The organism is Kordiimonas gwangyangensis DSM 19435 = JCM 12864 (genome assembly GCF_000375545.1).
GTDB classification, from domain to species: Bacteria; Pseudomonadota; Alphaproteobacteria; order Sphingomonadales; family Kordiimonadaceae; genus Kordiimonas; species Kordiimonas gwangyangensis.
Genome location: NZ_AQXF01000002.1, coordinates 60,561 through 80,963 on the forward strand (window position 1 = coordinate 60,561; position 20,403 = coordinate 80,963).

Annotated in this window: 21 protein-coding genes and 1 tRNA gene; 11 read left to right on the forward strand and 11 right to left on the reverse strand. The window is 58.1% G+C overall.

The window, feature by feature from the left end:
- Nucleotides 1-29: 29 nt before the first annotated feature.
- Nucleotides 30-521 carry an outer membrane protein assembly factor BamE gene (locus tag B150_RS0105175; RefSeq protein WP_025896137.1) on the reverse strand — a complete coding sequence of 164 codons (492 nt, stop codon included), beginning with the start codon at nt 519-521 and terminating at the stop codon, nt 30-32.
- A 164-nt stretch (nt 522-685) separates the two neighbouring features.
- On the opposite strand from B150_RS0105175, the gene B150_RS0105180 reads away from it, so the two are divergent.
- The 5 genes from B150_RS0105180 (at nt 686) to B150_RS0105200 (ending at nt 3,932) form a co-directional block, all read left to right on the forward strand.
- Nucleotides 686-1,243 carry a ubiquinol-cytochrome C chaperone family protein gene (locus tag B150_RS0105180; RefSeq protein ID WP_020398834.1) on the forward strand — a complete coding sequence of 186 codons (558 nt, stop codon included), beginning with the start codon at nt 686-688 and terminating at the stop codon, nt 1,241-1,243.
- Nucleotides 1,244-1,260: 17 nt separating this feature from the next.
- Entirely contained in the window at nt 1,261-1,809 is a 549-nt protein-coding gene (locus tag B150_RS0105185; protein WP_020398835.1) for a YceD family protein, read from the forward strand.
- A 119-nt stretch (nt 1,810-1,928) separates the two neighbouring features.
- Nucleotides 1,929-2,984, forward strand: a complete 1,056-nt coding sequence (plsX, locus tag B150_RS0105190; RefSeq protein WP_211205924.1) for a phosphate acyltransferase PlsX — start codon at nt 1,929-1,931, stop codon at nt 2,982-2,984.
- A 172-nt stretch (nt 2,985-3,156) separates the two neighbouring features.
- On the forward strand, nt 3,157-3,447 hold the full coding sequence (locus B150_RS0105195) for an integration host factor subunit alpha (protein WP_020398837.1): 291 nt from the start codon (nt 3,157-3,159) through the stop codon (nt 3,445-3,447).
- Between the two features lie 26 nt (nt 3,448-3,473).
- Nucleotides 3,474-3,932: a MerR family transcriptional regulator gene (locus tag B150_RS0105200; protein WP_035921004.1), complete on the forward strand. Its 459-nt coding sequence runs from the start codon at nt 3,474-3,476 to the stop codon at nt 3,930-3,932.
- A gap of 19 nt (nt 3,933-3,951) precedes the next feature.
- Here B150_RS0105200 and B150_RS0105205 read toward each other — a convergent pair whose 3' ends face one another.
- Nucleotides 3,952-4,587 carry a helix-turn-helix transcriptional regulator gene (locus B150_RS0105205; RefSeq protein ID WP_020398839.1) on the reverse strand — a complete coding sequence of 212 codons (636 nt, stop codon included), beginning with the start codon at nt 4,585-4,587 and terminating at the stop codon, nt 3,952-3,954.
- Nucleotides 4,588-4,779: 192 nt separating this feature from the next.
- Between B150_RS0105205 and B150_RS0105210 the strand changes: the two genes are divergently transcribed.
- Together B150_RS0105210 and B150_RS0105215 are read left to right on the forward strand one after the other, a co-directional pair.
- Nucleotides 4,780-6,375, forward strand: a complete 1,596-nt coding sequence (locus B150_RS0105210; RefSeq protein ID WP_020398840.1) for a Rieske (2Fe-2S) protein — start codon at nt 4,780-4,782, stop codon at nt 6,373-6,375.
- 110 nt (nt 6,376-6,485) lie between these two features.
- Nucleotides 6,486-6,562 (forward strand) — tRNA-Pro (locus B150_RS0105215).
- A 44-nt stretch (nt 6,563-6,606) separates the two neighbouring features.
- On the opposite strand, the gene B150_RS19840 is transcribed toward B150_RS0105215, so the two are convergent.
- A complete protein-coding gene (locus tag B150_RS19840) occupies nt 6,607-6,978 on the reverse strand; it encodes a cupin domain-containing protein (protein WP_020398841.1) in 372 nt (123 codons plus the stop codon).
- Between the two features lie 194 nt (nt 6,979-7,172).
- Between B150_RS19840 and B150_RS0105225 the strand changes: the two genes are divergently transcribed.
- The 4 genes from B150_RS0105225 to meaB are packed head-to-tail and all read left to right on the forward strand — an operon-like array spanning nt 7,173 to nt 12,983.
- Nucleotides 7,173-7,979: a sulfite exporter TauE/SafE family protein gene (locus B150_RS0105225; RefSeq protein ID WP_020398842.1), complete on the forward strand. Its 807-nt coding sequence runs from the start codon at nt 7,173-7,175 to the stop codon at nt 7,977-7,979.
- 26 nt (nt 7,980-8,005) lie between these two features.
- Nucleotides 8,006-9,838 (forward strand): methylmalonyl-CoA mutase family protein, encoded by a 1,833-nt coding sequence (locus B150_RS0105230; RefSeq protein ID WP_020398843.1) that lies wholly within the window; start codon nt 8,006-8,008, stop codon nt 9,836-9,838.
- Nucleotides 9,835-11,988: a methylmalonyl-CoA mutase gene (gene scpA, locus B150_RS0105235; protein WP_020398844.1), complete on the forward strand. Its 2,154-nt coding sequence runs from the start codon at nt 9,835-9,837 to the stop codon at nt 11,986-11,988. Before B150_RS0105230 ends, scpA begins: the two co-directional genes overlap by 4 nt.
- 8 nt (nt 11,989-11,996) lie before the next feature.
- On the forward strand, nt 11,997-12,983 hold the full coding sequence (meaB, locus tag B150_RS0105240) for a methylmalonyl Co-A mutase-associated GTPase MeaB (protein WP_020398845.1): 987 nt from the start codon (nt 11,997-11,999) through the stop codon (nt 12,981-12,983).
- Nucleotides 12,984-12,991: 8 nt separating this feature from the next.
- Here the strand turns inward: meaB and B150_RS0105245 are convergent, their stop codons facing one another.
- The 8 genes from B150_RS0105245 to B150_RS0105280 form a co-directional block, all read right to left on the reverse strand.
- A complete protein-coding gene (locus tag B150_RS0105245; protein WP_020398846.1) occupies nt 12,992-13,384 on the reverse strand; it encodes a VOC family protein in 393 nt (130 codons plus the stop codon).
- Between the two features lie 26 nt (nt 13,385-13,410).
- Nucleotides 13,411-14,148 (reverse strand): SDR family NAD(P)-dependent oxidoreductase, encoded by a 738-nt coding sequence (locus tag B150_RS0105250; protein WP_020398847.1) that lies wholly within the window; start codon nt 14,146-14,148, stop codon nt 13,411-13,413.
- Between the two features lie 2 nt (nt 14,149-14,150).
- Nucleotides 14,151-15,632 carry an amidophosphoribosyltransferase gene (gene purF, locus B150_RS0105255; protein WP_020398848.1) on the reverse strand — a complete coding sequence of 494 codons (1,482 nt, stop codon included), beginning with the start codon at nt 15,630-15,632 and terminating at the stop codon, nt 14,151-14,153.
- A gap of 126 nt (nt 15,633-15,758) precedes the next feature.
- Nucleotides 15,759-16,430 carry a CvpA family protein gene (locus B150_RS19845; protein ID WP_155859953.1) on the reverse strand — a complete coding sequence of 224 codons (672 nt, stop codon included), beginning with the start codon at nt 16,428-16,430 and terminating at the stop codon, nt 15,759-15,761.
- Between the two features lie 82 nt (nt 16,431-16,512).
- A complete protein-coding gene (gene radA, locus B150_RS0105265) occupies nt 16,513-17,883 on the reverse strand; it encodes a DNA repair protein RadA (RefSeq protein WP_020398850.1) in 1,371 nt (456 codons plus the stop codon).
- Between the two features lie 2 nt (nt 17,884-17,885).
- A complete protein-coding gene (locus B150_RS0105270) occupies nt 17,886-18,662 on the reverse strand; it encodes an ABC transporter ATP-binding protein (RefSeq protein ID WP_020398851.1) in 777 nt (258 codons plus the stop codon).
- Entirely contained in the window at nt 18,659-19,441 is a 783-nt protein-coding gene (locus B150_RS0105275; RefSeq protein WP_020398852.1) for an MlaE family ABC transporter permease, read from the reverse strand. Before B150_RS0105275 ends, B150_RS0105270 begins: the two co-directional genes overlap by 4 nt.
- A 119-nt stretch (nt 19,442-19,560) precedes the next feature.
- A complete protein-coding gene (locus B150_RS0105280) occupies nt 19,561-20,349 on the reverse strand; it encodes an enoyl-CoA hydratase-related protein (RefSeq protein WP_020398853.1) in 789 nt (262 codons plus the stop codon).
- Nucleotides 20,350-20,403 lie beyond the last annotated feature (54 nt).

Sequence of the window (20,403 nt, forward strand, 5' to 3'; positions counted from 1 at the left end):
TTGCTTTATGGCGTATCAGGTCGTGTCGCTTAGCCGTTCGGGCCGCGGGTCTCGCCAGAGCCAACCGGTGCGGCGCCCGAGAAACGGCCAACGTTGCCGAAAATCTGCTGGAAGAAGTTGAGGTCACGACCGAGGGTCGGCGTTTTGTCGCCCACCGGGTTCACATTGTGCATGGCAGACATGTCGAAGTTCTGCACGTCGGTGACCACGCCAGCGTCATTGAAGGCCACTGCCATTACGCGGTGTGCTTTGGGGTCAGGCCAGAAAACCGGACGTACGCGCACCGTGGTAGACACATAATACCATTTGTTGTCGCTGAAGTTTGCCTTGACGGTCGGCGTGCCGAGAGTTGATTCCACAGACTGGCGGTTATCCACACCAGGCTGGATCGCATCGGCGAGCTGCTTGTCGAACACATAACCGCGAACCATACGCGTGTTGCCACAGGCGGAGAGGGCAATACCAGCCAAAAGGCAGAGGATTACCGGCTTCATGGTGCGGGGCTTCATGTTTACTGTCATCACTAAAACCTATTTTGTGTCGCTTGCGACCATCACTTCCAAATGACTTAATAGCCGCCAGCATTGCATGGTGCAAGGCTCCGTGTTAGAGCCACGGCAAATAAGCCAGTCTGTTACCCGTCACATCGCCTATGATGCGAATGCGGCGATTTGGAGGAAAGCGCATGCTTGAGCGCCTGTTTTCCGGTTTCCGGGACAAAAAAGCGGCCTTTGAACTTTATGGCAAGCTTGTGGGCCAGGCCCGTATGCCGCAGTTTTACACGGCCTTTGAGGTGGCGGATACGCTTGATGGCCGCTTTGACATGATCCTCATTCATATGTTCCTTGTGCAGAACCGCCTGAAGGGTGACGGCGAGGCGACAGCCAAATTGCGCCGCCAGCTGCAGGAAGCCATGATCGCTGACATGGACCGGTCCCTCAGGGAAATGGGCATCGGTGACATGGGAATCGGTCGTGAGGTCAAAAAAATGGGTGTGGCGTGGTTTGGGCGCCTCAAGGCTTATGCCGCCGCGCTCGAGGCTGACGATGCCAAGGCAGAACTGACCGTAGCTGTCGCCCGCAATCTCTATAAAGTGGACGATGCGAAAAAAGCAGGCATGATGGCTGAGTATATGATTGCAGCGGTCGGGAAGCTTGCAGGCTATGGCACTGAAGAGGTGAGGGCGCTATCATTCGAATTTCCAGATCCGGACCCGACCCGGTTCTCAGGCACGCAAGGTTGAGCGGAAGGAGCACTATCATGAGCAAAGACATCTCCCTTGATTTCATGCTTCCCGTTCAGGAAGTCGAGCGCGACGGGCGTTCCTACCGCCTTGAAGCATCAGAAGCAGAGCTTGCGGCTTTGGCTGAGCGCTTCAACCTGATCGAGTTTGGTTCGCTGAAGGCTGATATTGAGGTCAAGGACCGCGGCGCGGAGCAGGGCATTTTTGTCACCGGCACGCTTGACGCTGCCTTCACCCAGCGCTGTATCGTCTCGCTTGAGCCGGTCGCGGAAGAGATGTCCACATCGTTTGAATTGATGCTCGTTGATGAGGCAACGGCCGACCGCATGGATGCGGAAGAGGTCTATCTCGATGACGACGCACCGGAATATGATGCGCTTGAGGGTGATATGATCCCGCTTGGCGAGATTGTTGCCCAGACAGTTTCCATCAATATGAATCCTTATCCGCGCGCCGAAGATGCGGAGCTAAATGTAGGAAATAAAAAGAATATTTCCGTTAACGAAGAAGAGCTGAAGAAGCCGAACCCCTTCGCTGTGCTGGACAAGCTTCGTAAGGAATCTTGAAGTAGCGATGAATTTCGCTATGGTCAGCCGAAGAAGGGTTCCAAGTGCATGGGTTGAGGGCTGGCACGAGGACACGTATAATAAGAACTACGCCAACGTTTGAGATTGGATAATTATTCGTGGCAAGAGAAATAACCATTGCGGTCGACGCCATGGGGGGAGACCACGCACCAGGCATGGTCATTGAAGGCATCGCGCAGGCACGCACTTTGTTTCCGGGAACGAAGTTCCACGTTTACGGGGACGAGGCACAGATCAAGCCGCTTCTTGAAGCGCACCCCGAGCTTGCGAAGGCAAGCCAGGTTTTCCACACCGAAGAGGTGGTCACCAGCGACACCAAGCCGTCGCAGGCGCTTCGGCGCGGTCGTCAATCGTCCATGGGGCTTGCGCTTCAGGCGGTGAAAGACGGGTCGGCTGATGTCGCCATCTCTGCCGGTAACACGGGTGCCCTTATGGCGCTCGCGAAATTCATCCTGCGCACCATGCCGGGCATCGACCGTCCGGCGCTCACATCACCGCTGCCGACCCTTCGGGGCGAAAGCGTGATGCTTGACCTTGGCGCGAATGTGGAATGTGACGCCAACAACCTTGTGCAGTTCGCCATCATGGGGGCGGCATACGTCCGCACCGTGCTGGGCCTGTCGAAGCCGACGGTCGCACTTCTGAACGTGGGCACTGAGGAACTCAAGGGCAAGGACACCATCAAGGCCGCAGCTGATGTGTTGCGGGCCTCCAAGCACCTGCCGCTTGAGTTCACCGGCTATGTTGAAGGCAACGATATCGGCGCTGGCAAGGTGGATGTGGTGGTGACGGATGGTTTCACCGGCAATGTGGCGCTGAAGATGGCAGAAGGCACGGCACGCCTGATGACAGAATTGCTGTCGCGCGCTTTCCGCTCATCATTCGCGACCAAGATCGGCTACCTTTTGTCACGGCACGGGCTGCGGTCGCTCCGAGATCACCTTGACCCGAACAACCACAACGGCGGCGTGTTCCTTGGTCTCAACGGCCTTGTGATGAAAAGCCATGGCGGCGCGAATGCGCATGGCTTTGCGTCCGCGGTGACGTCGGCGATTGATATGGCACAAAATGACCTGATTCGCCTGATCAGTGAAGACCTTGGCCGCATTTCAGAGCCGCCAAAGGTGGATGAAGAGGAGGCTGGGGCGGCCTAGGCTGCCCCAAATTGGTGCAGAATGCTGCAGAACATGCAGGATTGTGTCAAAACTGTGCCATAAACCCTTCAAATCACACGCTAAAAAACCTTCGTACGATTGACAGCCCCTTGGGCATGCTTTAGCTTTTTTAGCTAGGGCATTTGGTGCCCGTTTTTGAGCGGAGGCAGCGATGAGCGAAAAGACACTTACGCGGGCAGACCTGACAGAGGCAGTCTACGAAGAAGTAGGCCTGTCGAGAAACGAATCTGCTGATCTCGTAGAAGCCGTCCTTGGCGAGATTTCCGACTGCCTCGTGGCCGGTGATAACGTCAAGATTTCCTCCTTTGGCAGCTTCCTCGTGCGCCAGAAAAACGGTCGCATGGGCCGTAATCCGAAAACCGGTGAAGAAGTACCGATTGATCCGCGTCGTGTTCTTGTTTTCCGTCCCAGCCAGGTCATGAAAGACCGTATCAACGCCTGACCTGAACGGAGATTCCCGGCGTGAACATGCCAGCAGACGACGGCCAGGAAAGGCCGCGCGGCGAAAAAGGCCGCGAAGCGTTCCGTACCATTTCGGAAGTTGCGGACGAACTTGACCTGCCGCAGCACGTCCTGCGTTTCTGGGAAAGCAAGTTTTCGCAGATCAAACCGCTCAAGCGTGGCGGCAATCGCCGCTACTATCGCCCGGACGATGTAACTCTGCTGCGCGCCATCAAGGTGCTGTTGCACACCGAAGGTTACACCATCAAGGGCGTACAGAAGCTCTTCAAAGCGCAGGGCCTGCGCGCGACTGTTGCCCAAGCCCTCGGGCTTGAGGACGACAGTGTACCCACTTCTGTCACAGCAGCAGACGTAGCTGACGACACCGAGGCAGATAGTGCGGAGGATGTGGCGGCGTCGGACGATACTGGTGCGCTCAAGGCACTGCTTGCTGACCTCAAGGCCATTCGCGCGCGGCTCGATTAGTCGCGAGCCTTTCCCCAATTCAGCTTTTTGCTTTTACCCGGTAGGCGCAGCGCCGCGCGCCGGTCAGCATATGTTCTTCGCGCTCAACCGTGGCACCGTCGCCCACAAGGTCGCGGAACAGTTCTAGCTCCTTACGGCATAGCCCCGAACATGCTTTGGCTGCTTCGCAGATAGGGCAGTGGTTCTCAAGCAGTAGCAGGTCACCATCTTCCGCTTCCTGCACTTCCGCCATATAGCCTTCGCGGCTGCGCTCTTTTGCGATGATATCCAGCTTGCATTTAAGGCTGCCGCTGCATTTCTCCATCAGCGCCTGATAGCGCTGGTTTTGCCGCTTGGTCCGGTGGTTCACGAGGGCGTTTAGGCCGTCGTCACCCATCAGTTCGCGGATGCTTTCAATCAGGTCGAGCGACAGCTCACGGTGTGTGTCCGGGAAATAGACATCCGCTTTTTTGGTCAGTTCCCAATGTTTTGCAGGGCGCCCACGGCCACTGGCGGCCGTATCGGCACAGCACACGACAGCCCCTTCGTCCTGCAACTGATAGAGGTGTTGCCGCACGGCCATGGGTGTCAGCTCTAACGTCTCCGCAAGCTCGTCCGCGCGTGCGCCGCCGCGTCGTTTCAGTTCAGTCAAAATGGTTTCGCGTGTGGTTGCCATGGCCTTCCGGTGCCTGATTTCAAACGGTTTTCTTTTTTCTAAAGAAATATCTTGCGTAAATCAAGGGGACTCCTATATGACATTTATTAAATAAAAAACTTTAGAAAATATGGAGACAGCGATGAACCGGGAATTAATGTGGATTGAATACAGCGAAATCCGGCGCGAGTTGCGCGAGCGAGGAGAGAAAAAATGGACGGCAGCACAGCAAACCAAAACCAACCGAGTGGAAAAAATCTTGTCAATCTGGGGCCTGTTCCGGAACTCAGGGAGCGTGGGCGCGCCGTCCTGAAAGTTAAAGGGCGGCAAATTGCGCTCTTTGAAACAGACGGCAAACTGTTCGCCATCAACAACCGCTGCCCCCATGAAGGTTATCCACTTGTTGAAGGCAGCTTGAAAAAAGGCTGCCAACTTGCCTGCAACTGGCATGGCTGGACGTTCGATCTGGCGTCAGGCAAGGCATTGCAGGGGCGTGACGCCGTTAAAACCTATGCCGTCACCCGTGTGCGGGGCGATATCCTGATTGACCTTGCGCCGGAAGACCCGAGTGTGCTGCGTGCCCGCGCCTATGGCGAGCTTGATGAAGCCTTGGCCGAACATGACTATGACCGTATCGCCCGCTCGCTCGCGCGCCTTGAAGCGGCAGGCGAGGAGGTGGAAAACACACTGCGTCATGTGATCAGCCTCAGTGTTCATCGGTTCGAACGTGGCTTTGGCCATGCGTTTGCTGGTCTTGCGGATTGGCTTGCTTTCAGCGCGCACAGCGATCAGGCAACGCGCAGGGTCGCGCTTCTGGAGGCCATCGGCCATATTTCCTGGGATATGCTGATGGGCACAGATGCGCCACTACCACGCCTCCGTAAACGCTGGAGTGCGAAGGCTTGCCTTGAAGCGCTTGAGGACATGAATGAGGAGGAAGCCACCGCGCACATACGCGGTGCCTTTGATGAGGGGCTTGGCTTCCAGGCGGTGAAGCCTGTGTTCGAGGCGCTCATTTTTGCCCACTATGCCGGCTTTGGCCATCCCGCTATCTACCTGATGAAGGCGGAGCAGTTGATTGACGCGCTCGGTCAGGAAGTCGCAGAACCGCTCGCGCTCTCACTCGCGCGCTATCTGTGCCATGCCGCGCGGGAGGACCTGATCCCCGAGTTCAAGGGTTTTGCCGACTATCTGGCGCTGGAGCCGGGCTTCAGCCCTGTACCGAAGGTGGAATGCCTCTCCGGTCAGTCGGTGCGGCAGGTTTTTGCGCTCACTGCCGCCTCGAACGCCCATGTGCACGAGATGTGGGAGGCGCTTCTGGCGGCGAGTGCCATGAACATGCTGCGGTTCGATATCGAGCGTCAGCACGGCATTGCCCAGCCCATTGCGCAAAACATCGGCTGGCTTGATTTCACCCATGCCATTACATTCGCCGAAGCGGTGCACTTCCACGGCGGGCGCAACGCGGCGCTCTGGCAGTCGGGCCTGACGCAAATGGCGGCTTTTGTCGGACGCAATGCGCCTTTTCTCATGGCCGAAATGGATGAAGGAAGGTTTGTTGATGACATTCAGGCGTTTCTGGGTGCGCAAAAAGCCAAGCTCTTCAACATGGACGAAGGCGATTATATCTATGCTGTGCACAGGCTTAAAATGCTGCGGGCGACCGAGGCACTTTTGGTGCATGTGAGTAAGCCCACGGCGCGCCTGATCGTTGCGGCACTGAACCGCTACCTGCATGCGCGCACACGTCAGCGGCATCCAGCGCGTACGGCCTTTCAGGCATGGCAAACCGTCGCCCGGGAAAGCTGATCAGTTGGCGCTCATGGGCACGGCATTTTTTGGAAAAAGCTGGTTGCGCGGGCCGGGGCCCTTGGCTATAGTCCGCGCCACCCGATACCCCGGTATTAATATACTTCTGTCGGGAAGTAGCGCAGCCTGGTAGCGCATCACACTGGGGGTGTGGGGGTCGCAGGTTCAAATCCTGTCTTCCCGACCATAAAGAAACCGCTGCATCCATAAGGGTGCAGCGGTTTTTTATTATCAGTTGCCGGTGGATATCACGCTGGAGGGCTCGACCATCAGCAGCACCACGCCTTGTGGTGACTTGGGCCGGTGGCGCACACCGCGCGGCACGACAACACCTTCGCGCGGCTTCAGGACAAATGGCTCGTGGCCTTCAACCTCGAGCTCCAGTTCGCCCTCAAGCACAAAAAAGAACTCATCCTCATTCTCGTGCGAATGCCAGTGAAAGTCGCGCTTGAACACGCTGATGCGCACAGCGGTATCATTCACTTCACAAAGTGTGCGGTTGAAATAGCTCGGGTCACCGAGCTTCAGCGCTTCAGCGATGGAGACCTTCTCAAGGCTTTTGTGGATGGGCTTGCGGTCGATATCATAGTCATAGTTCATCATTGGTCCTCAAATGAGTATATGCCGATGAACCCCTCGCGTGTGAATATAGGGAAATGGCGGGCGATTGTAAGCCTCTCCGTGGACGACAGATTCCCCTCTTGCGATTTTGCTGCACTGCAGTAAAGTGCGGGCCACGTTGTGGCGCTGCACAAAACATATAAGCTGCCGTAGCGTAACAAGGGAGGGAAGGCCGCGTGCCAGAGATACTGCTTTATAGCTTGCCGCTGATTGGCGCCGGGCTTGTTGCCGGCTTTCTCGCCGGGTTACTCGGCATTGGTGGTGGCATTGTCACCATCCCCGCGCTTTTCCTTGTATACGGCGAAATCGGTGTGCCGCACGAATGGCGCATGCATGTGGCCATCGCCACGTCGCTCACCATTATCATCGCTACCAACCTGTCGTCTGTTTATGCCCATCACAAGAAGGGCGGTGTGGACTGGTCGATTGTGAAGGACTGGGTCTGGGTGATTGCGATTGGTGCTATCGCAGGCAGCTTTTTCGCCAAAACGCTCAAGACCGCAGAACTTGTGTATTTTTTCGCCACCCTCGCGGCGTTCCTCGCCGCCAAAATGCTGCTGCCGCTTGAGCGCTGGAAGCTGGGTGACGACTTGCCGGGCGGGATTTTCCGCTATCTGGGGCCGGGGCTTATCGGCTTTTTCTCCGCTGTCATGGGCATTGGCGGCGGCAGTTTTTCGGTGCCCTATATGTCGCTCTACGGCGTTGTGATTTACCGCGCTGTCGGCACCGCGTCGCTCATCGGGCTCGTGATCAGCGTTGCCGCCGGTTTCGGCTATCTGATCGGTGGCTGGAATATTGACGGCATGCCGTCTGGCATGGCGGGCTTTATCCACCTGCCGTCCGCAGCTGTGGTGGCGATTGCCGCCGTGATTATGGCACCCATCGGTGCTAAAGTAGCGCATAAGCTGCCCAAGCGGGCGCTGAGCATCGCGTTCGGCATATTTCTGGTATTGGCGACCATCCGGCTCGTCAGTGCCGTGTAAGGATTTGAGTAAGGGAAGGGCTGATTATGGCTGACAACAGCTTGAAACTGGCAGGTGACTTTGACGGCGCGAGCGATGACGCATGGCGCGCGCTTGTGGACAAGGCGCTTGGCGGCAAACCGTTTGACAAGGCAATGAAAAGCCTCAGCTACGACGGCATCGAGATCGAGGCGCTTTATACCCGTGATAATGCCCGGATTGAGCCGCAGCCCCATACCCGCGCCGGGAACTGGACCATCACCAGCCCGCACTGGAACCCCGATGCGGCGCAGATGAACGCCGATATCCTCGAGGACCTGGAGCGCGGCGTTGAAGCGCTGGCGATCAAGCTTGAAGCCGGTTATGCGCCGGGCCTGAAAGCCGCGGACCTTGGTGCCGCACTTGACGGTGTTTACCTCAATATGGCGCGCTTCTACCTGATGCCGGGTGAGGAGTATGAAGCGGGTGCGGCGGCCATGATCGCAATGCTGAATGAGCGCCCGCAGGCGCAGGCTGAGGCTTTCCATGGCAACCTGGGCTGTGATCCGCTTGGAACGCTCGCCGGTACAGGGCGGTTGAAGGAAAAGGCCGAAGAGGCGATTGAAAAAGCGGCGGACATCGCGCTCAAACAGAAGCCGAAGGCGTGGCGGAATGTCAGCACTTTCCGCGCGGATGCGACCGTCTATCATAACGCGGGCGCGACAGAAGCCCAAGAACTGGCCTGTATGCTCGCAACCGTTACGGCCTATATGCGTGCGACAGATGGACGGGGTGCAGAGATTGAGCCGGTGCTGGCCGTGGACGCGGACATCTTTATGGGTATGGCTAAGTTCCGCGCTGCGGCGCGCCTCCTTGCTCAGGTTTATGAAGCGTTCGGTGACACATGGCATGGCCGCCTGCACGCGGTCACCAGCCTGCGTATGATGACCGTCAAGGACCCGTGGGTGAACATCCTGCGCGGCACAGCGGCGACCTTCGCGGCTGGTACGGGTGGTGCCTATTCCGTGAGCGTGTTGCCCCATGACACCATGCTGGGCCTGAGCGGCAAGTCCGCCCGCCGCATTGCCCGCAATATCCAGATCATGCTGCAGGAAGAAAGTGGGCTTTATAGCCCTGAGGACCCGGCGGCAGGTTCCTTTGCAGTTGAAAGTCTTACTTCAGAACTATGCAATAAGGCATGGGAAATATTCCAGAAAATTGAATTTGAAGGTGGCATGCTCAAGGTGCTGCGGTCTGGTTTTATTCATCAAATGACGTCAGCTGCGTGGGCTGTGCGCAAGGTGAATATTGCCAAGCGCAAGGATGCTATCACTGGTGTATCCGAGTTTCCGGACATTCATGAAAAGCCGCTCTCAAACCTTGGCGGTATGCCCGATTTGCCTGCCGACATTGCACCGGCGGGTGAAGTGAACCCGCCGCTGACGTTACACCGACTGGCGGAAGACTTCGAGGCGCTACGTGCGCGCTCTGACGCGATGCTGGACGCCGCAGGCAAACGTCCCCAGGTGTTTGTGGCTGGCCTTGGCCGGGTGGCTGATTTCACCGCGCGCGCGACATTCGCCAAAAGCTTCTTTGAAGCAGGCGGCATTGAAGCACTCGCAACGGGCGGCTTCACTGAGATGGACGCGCTCGCGAAAGCCTTTGCCGAGAGCGGCGCAGCTTTCGCTGTGATTTGCGGCACTGATGCGCAGTATGAAGACATGGGCCTGAAGGCCGCAGAAACACTGAAGTCAGCGGGCGCGGGTCGTATCTATGTCGCGGGTCGCCCGGTAAACGCGGATGCGCTGACGGGTGCTGGTGTGGATGAGTTTATTTTCATGGGCGCAGACGTTCTCGATACGCTCACAAGGGCCTATGACATGATGGGAGACGACGCATGAGCCGGAACCCCGATTTCACCAAAATGGCGCTGAAAAGCGCTGCAGCGAGCGCCGGTCAAGCCGGCGAAAGCCGCATGACGCCTGAGGGTATCGAGATCAAGGGCAGCTACACGGCTGGCGATGTTGCAGGCCTCGATTTTCTTGACACGCGCCCGGGCATTGCGCCTTTCCTGCGCGGACCATACCCGACCATGTATGTGCAGCGCCCGTGGACGGTGCGCCAGTATGCCGGTTTCTCCACGGCGGAGGACAGCAACGCCTTCTACCGCCGCAACCTGGCTGCCGGGCAGAAAGGCCTGTCGGTCGCGTTCGACCTTGCCACGCACCGTGGCTACGATAGCGACCATCCGCGTGTGACCGGTGATGTGGGCATGGCTGGTGTGGCGATTGACAGCATATATGACATGCGCACGCTGTTTGACGGAATCCCGCTCGATCAGATGTCGGTTTCCATGACGATGAACGGCGCAGTGCTGCCGATCCTCGCGCTCTATATCGTGGCAGCTGAGGAGCAGGGTGTGAGCCCTGACAAGCTCGCAGGCACGATCCAGAACGATATCCTCAAGGAATTCATGGTGCGGAATACTTATATTTTCCCCCCCAGCCCGTCGATGCGCATCATCTCTGACATTTTTGCCTACACGTCAGAGAATATGCCCAAGTTCAACTCCATCTCCATTTCCGGCTACCATATGCAGGAAGCGGGCGCGACGGCGGACCTTGAGCTTGCCTATACGCTCGCAGACGGGGTGGAGTATATCCGCGCCGGCGTTAAAGCGGGCATGAGCGTGGATGCGTTTGCGCCGCGTCTCAGCTTCTTCTGGGCGATTGGCATGAACTATTTCATGGAAGTGGCCAAGATGCGCGCCGCGCGCATGCTGTGGGCCAAGCTCGTGAAGCAGTTTGACCCGAAGAACCCCAAGTCTCTCTCGCTGCGCACGCACTGTCAGACGTCAGGCTGGTCGCTCACCGCACAGGATGTGTTCAACAATGTGGGCCGTACCTGCATCGAGGCCATGGCCGCCGCACACGGACACACACAAAGCCTGCACACCAACGCGCTTGATGAAGCGCTTGCACTGCCGACCGATTTCTCGGCTCGTATCGCGCGCAATACCCAGCTTTTCATCCAGCAGGAAACCGGTTCATGCAAGCTGATCGACCCCTGGGGCGGCAGCTATTATGTGGAGAGGCTCACGGCCGACCTCGCCGCTAAAGCTTGGGCGCACATTGAGGAAGTCGAGCGTGAAGGCGGCATGGCCAAGGCGATTGAAGCCGGCATTCCGAAACTGCGCATCGAAGACGCCGCCGCGCGCACGCAGGCCCGCATCGATAGCGGCCGCCAGACCGTTGTGGGCGTCAACAAATACCAGCTTGATGAGACCGAAGAAGTTGATGTCCTCAAGGTCGACAACAGCGCCGTGCGTGCCGCCCAGCTTGATAAACTCAAGCGCTTGAAGGCGGAGCGTAACGGGCAAGACGTCGCCAGCATGCTTGACCGCTTGACGAAAGCGGCCGAGACGGGCGAGGGTAACTTGCTGGCGCTCGCGGTTGATGCGGCGCGCGCCAAGGCGACAGTCGGTGAAATCACCGATGCGCTTGAGAAGGTTTACGGGCGTCACAAGGCGGAGATCAGGGCTGTGACAGGCGTATACAAGGCAGAGGTTGGCAAGAACAACCCGGCGGTTAAACGGGTGCACGAGCTTGTGGATGCGTTTGAGGCCGAGGACGGCCGCCGCCCACGTATCCTTGTCGCCAAAATGGGGCAGGATGGGCACGACCGTGGCCAGAAAGTCATTGCTTCCGCCTTTGCTGACCTTGGCTTTGATGTGGATATCGGCCCCTTGTTCCAGACACCGGCGGAAGCCGCGCGGCAAGCGGTCGAGAACGATGTTCACATCATCGGCGCATCTTCGCTCGCGGCAGGTCACTTGACACTCGTGCCGGAGCTGAAGGCCGAACTGAAAAAGCTGGGCCGTGAGGATATCATGATTGTCGCAGGCGGCGTGATTCCGCCGCAGGACTATGATGCCCTGCGTGCCGCGGGCGCTGAGGCGATTTTCCCGCCGGGCACTGTGGTCGCAAATGCTGCCGGGGAGCTGATCGATAAGCTCAACGTGCGGCTAGGTTACGCGCAAGCAGCGGAATAGGGGGCTTTGTGGCCGGCACAGTAAAGCAGCCCACAGTAGACGAGCTTTATGACGGCGTGCGCGCGGGAAACCGCGCGCTCATCGGCCGTGCCATCACCCTGATTGAAAGCCGCAACCCCAAGCATCAGGAAAAAGCGCAGGACCTCCTGCACAAGCTGTTGCCGCACTCGGGCGGTGCACAGCGTGTGGGCATCTCTGGCGTTCCCGGTGTGGGCAAGTCTACCTTCATCGAGGGGCTCGGCATGTGGCTCGTGGACGCGGGGCATAAGGTGGCCGTGCTCGCTGTGGACCCTTCAAGCGGGCGCACGGGCGGGTCTATCCTTGGCGATAAAACCCGCATGGAGAAGCTTTCGGCCTGTGATGACGCCTTTATCCGCCCAAGTCCCAGTTCGGGCGTGCTGGGCGGTGTAGCGCGTGCCACACGTGAAACCATGGTGGTTCTCGAGGCCGCGGGCTTTGATGTGGTGCTGGTGGAAACGGTTGGTACCGGCCAGTCGGAGACCATGGTGTCCGATATGGTGGACTTTTTCCTCGTGCTCATGCTGCCTGGTGCCGGCGATGAGCTACAGGGCATCAAGAAGGGCATTCTTGAGCTTGCGGACATGGTCGCCATCAATAAGGCTGATATCTTCGCTGAGAAGCTCAAGCAGGCGGTGCGGGAATATAAGTCCGCGCTTCATATCCTGACGGATGCGAGCCCGAGCTGGCATCCGCCAGTCGTGACCTGCTCTGGCCTCAAGGGCGAAGGCGTGCCTGAGCTTTGGGGGCAGATCGAGAAACACGCGCGTATCATGACGGAAAGCGGTGAGCGTGAGACACGCCGCACCGAACAGCGCCTCACTTGGCTTGACGCCCAAGTGCGTGACCGTTTGCTGCAAAGCTTTTATGGGAACGAGGGCGTGCGCTCAGCGCTTCCTGAGCTCAAGAGAGCAGTGAGCGAGGGTGAGTTGACGGTGTCAGCGGCGGCCGAGAAGCTGCTCTCGATTACGAAGTAGGGCTGGGCCTAGCTGCCCGGGCGCTCGATAAGGTCCCACATGTTGCCGTAGATGTCTTCAAATACTGCGACCTTGCCATATTCTTCGACCTTCTTCGGGCGCACGACCTTAATGCCTGCTGCCAGATATTCCTGATAATCCTTATCAAAATCGTCAGTTTCGAGGAACAGGAAAACGCGCCCGCCGGTCTGGTTGCCAATAGCGGATCGCTCAGCAGCGTTTTTGGCTTTGGCGAGCAGGAGGTGACAACCACCATCGCCCCTCGGTGCCACAACGACCCAGCGTTTGCCGGGCTGCGCGGTGTCCTCAATCAGTTCAAAGCCGAATTTCTGGGTGTAGAATTCAATAGCCTCGTCATAGTCGGCGACGACAAGGCTGACGAGGGCGATACGTTTGCTCATATTCTATCCCCGTCCGTCCGCGTCTATCAGGCCCGCTTGATGCCTGCCCAGTCGTAGAAGCTGATACGTTCGCCAGACTTCTCGCATGTGGGGCTAGCAAGCTCAACAAAGAGCGGTGCGATGTCAGCAGGCTTTGGCAGGCTTGCCGGGTCTTCGCCCGGTACTGCTTTCGCGCGCATGTGCGTGGCGATGGGGCCGGGATCAACCATATTGACCTTTACGCCAGAAATTTTGCTTTCTGCAGCGTAAGTTAGAACAAGTTCCTCAAGTGCAGCTTTCGAGACAGCATAGCCGCCCCAGTGCTGCTTGTGCTTGCCAGCAGCACCCGAGGTAACAAAGATCGCGCGGCCTGCGTCAGACTGCTTCAGAAGCGGATCCATGGAGCGGATGAGGCGCCAGTTCGCGGTCACGTTTACATCCATCAACTCAGCCCAGTCCTTCACGCCGATATGGCCGAGGGGCGAGATGGTGCCAAGCACCCCTGCGTTACCCACGAGGATGTCGAGTTTGCCCCAACGCTCAAAAATAGCGCCGCCGAGACGGTCGATGGCGTCAAAATCCTTGAGATCCATGGGCACGAGGGTACAGGACTGACCTTTGGCGCGGATCTGGTCGTCTAGGTCTTCAAGGGCACCCTGGCTGCGTGCACGGGCGACAGCAATGACATCTGCACCGGCGTCTGCGAGGGCAAGGGCTACAGCCTTGCCAATACCGCGGGATGCGCCGGTCACGAGAGCCCGGCGGCCTTGAAGTGGTTTGCTCATGGTCAGTTTCCTGTAGATGCGATCAGGTCGAGTTGATTGTCGTCCCGCTCAGCTTCAGATTGGTCGGTCAGTACCGTCGGGTAATCGCCGGTGAAACATGCGTCACAGAAAGCCGGGCACTTGTTGTTGCGACCTTCCTTGTGATTGACCGCGCGGTAAAGCCCGTCGATCGAGAGGAAGGCAAGGCTGTCTGCGCCGATATGCTCGCGCATGGCGTCGATGTCCATACGGGCTGCCAGCAGCTTTTTGCGCTCAGGCGTGTCCACACCGTAGAAGCAGCTGTGGGCTGTTGGCGGGGAAGCGATACGCATGTGTACTTCCGTGGCGCCAGCTTCGCGCATCATGGTCACAATCTTCATCGAAGTTGTGCCACGCACGATACTGTCGTCCACCAGCACGATGCGCTTGCCGGCGATGTGCCAGCGGTTCGCATTGTGTTTCAGTTTCACGCCGAAGTGGCGGATCTGGTCGGACGGCTCAATGAAGGTACGGCCCACATAGTGGTTGCGGATGATGCCAAGCTCAAACGGGATGCCGGATTCCTGCGCGTAACCGATGGCAGCGGGCGTGCCGCTGTCAGGTACCGGGATCACGAGGTCGGCGTCGACCGTGTTTTCACGCGCGAGTTCCGCACCGATGCGCTTCCTGACTTCATACACGCTCATATGGTCCATGTAGCTGTCCGGGCGGGCGAAATAGACGTGCTCGAAGATACAGGGGCGCGGATGCTCTTCCGGGAAGGGCTTGTGGCTGGTGATGCCTTCGCTTGTGATGATCACAAGCTCACCCGGTTCAATGTCGCGCACATATTCGGCGCCAATGATGTCGAGCGCGCATGTCTCGGAGCACATGATGTATGCGTCTTCAAGTTTACCAAGCACCAGCGGACGCACACCCATCGGGTCACGAACGCCGATGAGGCCTTCCTTGGTGAGCGAGACGAGCGAATAAGCGCCTTCAATCTGGCGGAGCGCATCGATAAAGCGGTCCAGAAGCGTGCGGTAGCGGCTCATGGCGATGAGGTGGATGATCACTTCCGAATCCGAGGTGGACTGGAAGATCGACCCGCGCTGCACGAGGGATTTACGGAGGTGCGCCGCGTTTGTGAGGTTGCCGTTGTGGGCAACAGCGAAGCCACCGGAGGCGAATTCAGCGAACAGGGGCTGGCAGTTGCGAAGCACCGTGCCGCCTGTGGTGGAATAGCGTGTGTGGCCGATGGCCGCGTCACCTGGCAGGCTGTCGATCACATCCTGGCTGGTGAAATTGTCGGCAACATGCCCGAGCACACGTTTCGTGGAGAAGTTTTCCCCGTCAAAAGCGGTGATACCGGCGGCTTCCTGGCCGCGGTGCTGCAGGGCGTGCAGGCCTAGGGCGCAGTGGGCGGTTGCGTCTGGCGTGCCGAAGATGCCGAAAACGCCGCATTCTTCATGCAGCTTGTCGTCATCAAAAGGATTGGTGGTGAAATCAGGATGCTTAATGGCCATTCGTCATTCCTGCCTTGGGCGTGGCAATTGGTGGTGTTGCCCGCCCCATATATCGCCTGAGGCCGTCCCTGCATAGGGATAATTCGGAATTACAGAAATATTGCAGCAAAAAGGCAATACTGATGCTCAGTCAGTGCCGTTTTGCTTCTTTTCTTTCGCGACTTCATCCATCAGTTCGTCAAGCTGGTCGCGCTGTTCCTCGATATATTTGGCAGCCTGTTCCTCAAGCTTTTCATTGATGAACTGGCTTTGAACGGCACCTGCCGCACGTTTGAGGTAGTCATCGCCGACATCGGTTGACTGTTTGCCCATGGCATCAGCGGCGAAGCCTTCGATCATGCCTGCGGACCAGGCCACAAGCGGGCGTGTGCGGGCGTTCTCAATCCAATCTGGCTGGTTTTCGGACGGGAAAAGCTTGTCGAAGCCAAGATAGATGACCGAGACGATGACAACACCTCGTAGCAGGCCGAACAGGGCACCGAGCGAGCGGTCGAGGATGCCCACGGGGCTGTCCTTCACCATGCCGCCAACAAATTCGGCAACCTGCTTGAGGATAAAGAGCGTGACAAAGAAAAGTACCGCGAGGGTGATGAGGTCGGCAAGCTCGGGCGGGCTGATAAGCTCACGGCCATAGGGGCTCGCAAGCTCAAAGCCAAAGACGGTGGCAAGCAGGGCACCAGCCCATGCGCCAAAGGATAGCGCCACGGTCGCGAAGCCACGGCCAAACGCAAACAGCGTTGAAAGCCCGATGATAATAAGCACCGCCGCGTCAAAAGCCGTCAGCGTATCAGTCGACATTTCCAAAACTTGTTCTCCTCATTCACGCCGCCATATAGGCGCGAGATGCAGCGATTATAAGGGATCGCACATGAAAATGCGATTAATCAACGCCGTGTGGGAAAAAGAACGACACAAGGTCACCCACGCGGGAAATCGTTTGCTGTTTGATTTCTTTCACGCCGTTTTTCTTCACTTTTGGCGTGAGTGCGCCACTAAACCCGAGCTTGGCGGATTCTTTAAGGCGCGCTTCAGGCTGCGATACGTTACGAACATCGCCCGACAGGCTGATCTCGCCAAACACCACGGTTTCATCCGGCAGTGCGGTTTGTGAAAGGCTTGAAATCAGGGCTGCGGCGACCGCGAGGTCAGCAGCCGGTTCAGTGATTTTGAGGCCACCCGCGACGTTCAGGTAAACGTCACAGCCTGCAAGGCCGAGGCCGGCGCGAGCATCAAGCACTGCCAGCACCATGGCCAGCCGGCCGCTGTCCCAGCCAACAACGGCGCGGCGCGGGTTGGCGGCACTGGAGCGCGCCACAAGCGCCTGAATTTCCACAAGCACAGGGCGCGAGCCTTCGATGCCCGCAAACACGGCTGAGCCCGGTTCGCGTGCGTTATGGTCGGCAAGGAAGAGGGCGGAGGGGTTGGTGACCTCATTGAGGCCCATGCCCGTCATCTCAAACACGCCGATCTCATCGGTGCCGCCGAAGCGGTTTTTCACCGCACGCAGGATGCGGAACTGATGACCACGGTCACCTTCAAAATAGAGGACCGTATCCACCATATGCTCCAGCACTCGGGGACCAGCAATCTGGCCGTCTTTGGTGACGTGGCCAACAAGCAGCACCACCGTGCCCTTGCGTTTGGCGAAGCTGATCAGCTCATGCGCACACACGCGCACCTGGCTTACGGTGCCGGGGGCGGATTCCACATGGTCGGCGAACAGGGTCTGGATACTGTCGATCACCACGACACGCGGCGGCTTGCCTTCATCGAGGCTCGTGAGAATATCCCTCAGGCTGGTTTCGCAGCCGAGTTTGAGGGGCGCGCCTTTCAGGCCAAGCCGGTTCGCGCGCATCTGTATTTGCGCCGTTGCTTCCTCGCCCGAGATATAGACGCAGTCCTCACCATTTTTTGCCATCTTGCCCATGGCTTGCAAAAGAATGGTGGATTTGCCGATGCCGGGGTCACCACCAATGAGAATGGCGCTACCGGGCACAAGGCCGCCGCCAAGCGCGCGGTCAAACTCTGCGATGCCAGTGAGGATGCGGGGGGCTTCCTCAAGCGGTGTGTCGAGCGAGACAAAATCAATCGCGCGGCCCTTTTTGCCCGAAAGGCCCTTTGGTGCACCGGAGACCGCAGCCTGTTCCTCAACGATGGTGTTCCACTCTTCACATTCGTCGCACTTGCCCTGCCAGCGCCGGTAAGCGGCACCGCAGTTTGAACAGACGTAGGAGGAGAGTTTCTTGGCCATGGCTAAAGTTTGCGCAGTTCCATCTGGATCGGGCCATGGGCACGACCATGGATAAACTGGTCAACATAGTCGTTACCGGAGGTGTCAACCTCAGCCTTGGCACCTTCCCAGATGATTTCACCCTGATAGAGCATGGCGATACGGTCCGCGATCTTGCGCGCGCTGGCCATGTCGTGGGTGATGGAAAGTGTGGTGGCGCCAAGGTCTTTCACGCACTCAACGATCAGGTCGTTGATCACGTCTGCCATGATGGGGTCAAGGCCAGTTGTTGGCTCGTCAAAGAAGATGATCTCCGGCTCGCTCGCAATCGCGCGGGCGAGGCCGACACGTTTCTGCATGCCGCCTGAAAGCTCCGCTGGCGAGAGCAGGCCTACGTCAGGTGACAGACCCACGCGGCGCAGTTTCTCGGTCGCGATTTCGCGTGCGTCTTTTTTGTTCATGCCCTTGCCCTGGATGAGACCAAAGGCCACGTTTTCCCACACGGGCAGGCTGTCAAAAAGGGCTGCGCCCTGGAAAAGCATGCCGAATTTGGTCAGTACTTCCTTGCGGGCACGACCGCGCAGGTGAGTAACATCCTCACCGTCCACATGGATGGTGCCGGTCGTGGGCTCGAGAAGGCCAAGAATGCATTTCAGCATCACCGATTTGCCGGTGCCCGAGCCACCGATGATGACCATCGATTCACCCTTGGCGACCGAGAGGTCAATGCCGCGCAACACCTGTTTGGGGCCGAAGTGCTTGTGCACATTTTCAAGCTGGATCATGGGTGTGCTGCTCATGCGCCGTCTCCAAACACGATAACGGTGATGATCAGGTTCGAGAGCAGGATGGCAATAAACGCCGAAACCACAGCGTTGGTGGTTGCCTTGCCCACACCTTGTGCGCCGCCGCGGCTATGATAGCCGTGGTAGCTGCCCATAAGCGCGATGAAGAAGCCGAACACCGCAGCTTTGACGAGCGAGGAGATGACATCAGTCTGCTCGAGAAAGTCTACCGTGACTTTCAGGTATGTACCCGCATTGAGGCCCAACCGCTCAGTACCAATGAGGAAACCACCAAGCACACCGATGATATTCGCGACAATCACGAGAAGCGGCAGCGTCAGAACCGCAGCCACGAGGCGCGGGGCCACGAGATATTTGAATGGGTCGGTCGAGAGGGTGACAAGCGCGTCGATCTGCTCGGTCACGCGCATGGTGCCTAGCTCTGCCGCCATGGCAGAGGATACACGCCCCGCGACCATGAGGCCACCGAGCACGGGCCCAAGTTCGCGCACGATGGCAATCACCACGACGCCGGGGACCACAGAGGAAGCATTAAAGCGGCTACCACCAACAAAAATCTGCTGCGCGAGCGCTGCACCGGTGAAAAGGGCGGTGAGGCCAATAACCGGCAAACTGTTGTAGCCGATGAGCCACATTTGCTGCAGCACGTGCCGCCAATACATGGGCGGCATGAAGATGGAATAGATCGCCGTCCCGGCAAAGCGGGAGAGGCGGCCGATTTCAGCCAGAGCGGACAGAGTGATCTGACCGACAAGCGCAAGCGGATTAAACACTAAAGGTGCCTTTGTTGCCGTTATGTTCTTATGACTTAGCCACGTTGTAACGCCCTCGAATAAAAATGAAAAGTGGCGATTTGGCGACCCTTAATTTTAACGGCGGTATTTTTAGCGGTCTAGCGGCCGGTGAAATTGGCCTCCCGCTTCTGGATAAAGGCCATCACACCTTCAACACAGTCGCTGGTGCGGCCGGTTTTGCGCTGTTCCATGGCTTCCATCGTAAGCTGCTCCGAATAGCTATTGTCATGGCTTGCGACCATCAGCTTGCGGATCGAGGAAAGCGCGACGGTTGGCCCTTTGGCGAGCTTTTGTGCCAGCGCCTTGGCGGTCCCTGCCAATTTGTCGTCATCAACCACATCGTAGACAAGGCCCCATTCGAGCGCTTTTTCAGCCGGCAGGCGTTCGCCCAGCATCATCATGGCGCGGGCGCGGGCTGTGCCGACAAGGCGCGGCAGGATGAAAGTACTGCCTGCGTCAGGCACAAGGCCGATGTTCACAAAGGCCTGCAGGAAATAGGCGGAGCGGGCAGCCAGCACGATATCAGCGGATATGGCGATGCTCATGCCAGCGCCTGCTGCCACGCCGTTCACCGCGGAGATGACCGGCATATCAAGCGCTGCAAGCTCAAGCAGGATGGGGTGGTAAGTGGCGATCAGGTTCGCGCCCATGTCGCGGTCGGTGCTCATACCACCTTCGGCAAGATCAGCACCTGAACAGAAAGCCCGGCCTTCACCAGTGATCAAAAGCGCCCGCACGCCGCTATCCGGCTTTGCGATCTGGCGGATGGCTTGCAAAAGCTCAGCCTTCAGGGCGTTCGAAAGCGCATTCAGGCGCTCCGGCCGGTTCAGGCGAATGATGGCAAGGCCGTCTTCGATATCAAGGATGAGCGTTTCATAGTCAGCCACAGCGTGGTCTCCCCAAATTTGTCCCTTCGCATGTGAACTAGGGCAGGGGCGTAT

Bases quoted from the DNA above. Each gene is read 5' to 3' on its own strand.
- B150_RS0105200 (WP_035921004.1), top strand. From the start codon at position 3,474: ATGCCAGCAGACGACGGCCAGGAAAGGCCGCGCGGCGAAAAAGGCCGC.
- purF (WP_020398848.1), bottom strand. From the start codon at position 15,632: ATGGCCATTAAGCATCCTGATTTCACCACCAATCCTTTTGATGACGAC.
- scpA (WP_020398844.1), top strand. From the start codon at position 9,835: ATGAGCCGGAACCCCGATTTCACCAAAATGGCGCTGAAAAGCGCTGCA.
- radA (WP_020398850.1), bottom strand. From the start codon at position 17,883: ATGGCCAAGAAACTCTCCTCCTACGTCTGTTCAAACTGCGGTGCCGCT.
- B150_RS19840 (WP_020398841.1), bottom strand. From the start codon at position 6,978: ATGATGAACTATGACTATGATATCGACCGCAAGCCCATCCACAAAAGC.
- B150_RS0105270 (WP_020398851.1), bottom strand. From the start codon at position 18,662: ATGAGCAGCACACCCATGATCCAGCTTGAAAATGTGCACAAGCACTTC.
- B150_RS0105195 (WP_020398837.1), top strand. From the start codon at position 3,157: ATGAGCGAAAAGACACTTACGCGGGCAGACCTGACAGAGGCAGTCTAC.
- B150_RS0105205 (WP_020398839.1), bottom strand. From the start codon at position 4,587: ATGGCAACCACACGCGAAACCATTTTGACTGAACTGAAACGACGCGGC.
- B150_RS0105185 (WP_020398835.1), top strand. From the start codon at position 1,261: ATGAGCAAAGACATCTCCCTTGATTTCATGCTTCCCGTTCAGGAAGTC.
- B150_RS0105180 (WP_020398834.1), top strand. From the start codon at position 686: ATGCTTGAGCGCCTGTTTTCCGGTTTCCGGGACAAAAAAGCGGCCTTT.
- B150_RS0105245 (WP_020398846.1), bottom strand. From the start codon at position 13,384: ATGAGCAAACGTATCGCCCTCGTCAGCCTTGTCGTCGCCGACTATGAC.
- B150_RS19845 (WP_155859953.1), bottom strand. From the start codon at position 16,430: ATGTCGACTGATACGCTGACGGCTTTTGACGCGGCGGTGCTTATTATC.
- B150_RS0105230 (WP_020398843.1), top strand. From the start codon at position 8,006: ATGGCTGACAACAGCTTGAAACTGGCAGGTGACTTTGACGGCGCGAGC.
- B150_RS0105210 (WP_020398840.1), top strand. From the start codon at position 4,780: ATGGACGGCAGCACAGCAAACCAAAACCAACCGAGTGGAAAAAATCTT.
- B150_RS0105250 (WP_020398847.1), bottom strand. From the start codon at position 14,148: ATGAGCAAACCACTTCAAGGCCGCCGGGCTCTCGTGACCGGCGCATCC.
- B150_RS0105175 (WP_025896137.1), bottom strand. From the start codon at position 521: ATGACAGTAAACATGAAGCCCCGCACCATGAAGCCGGTAATCCTCTGC.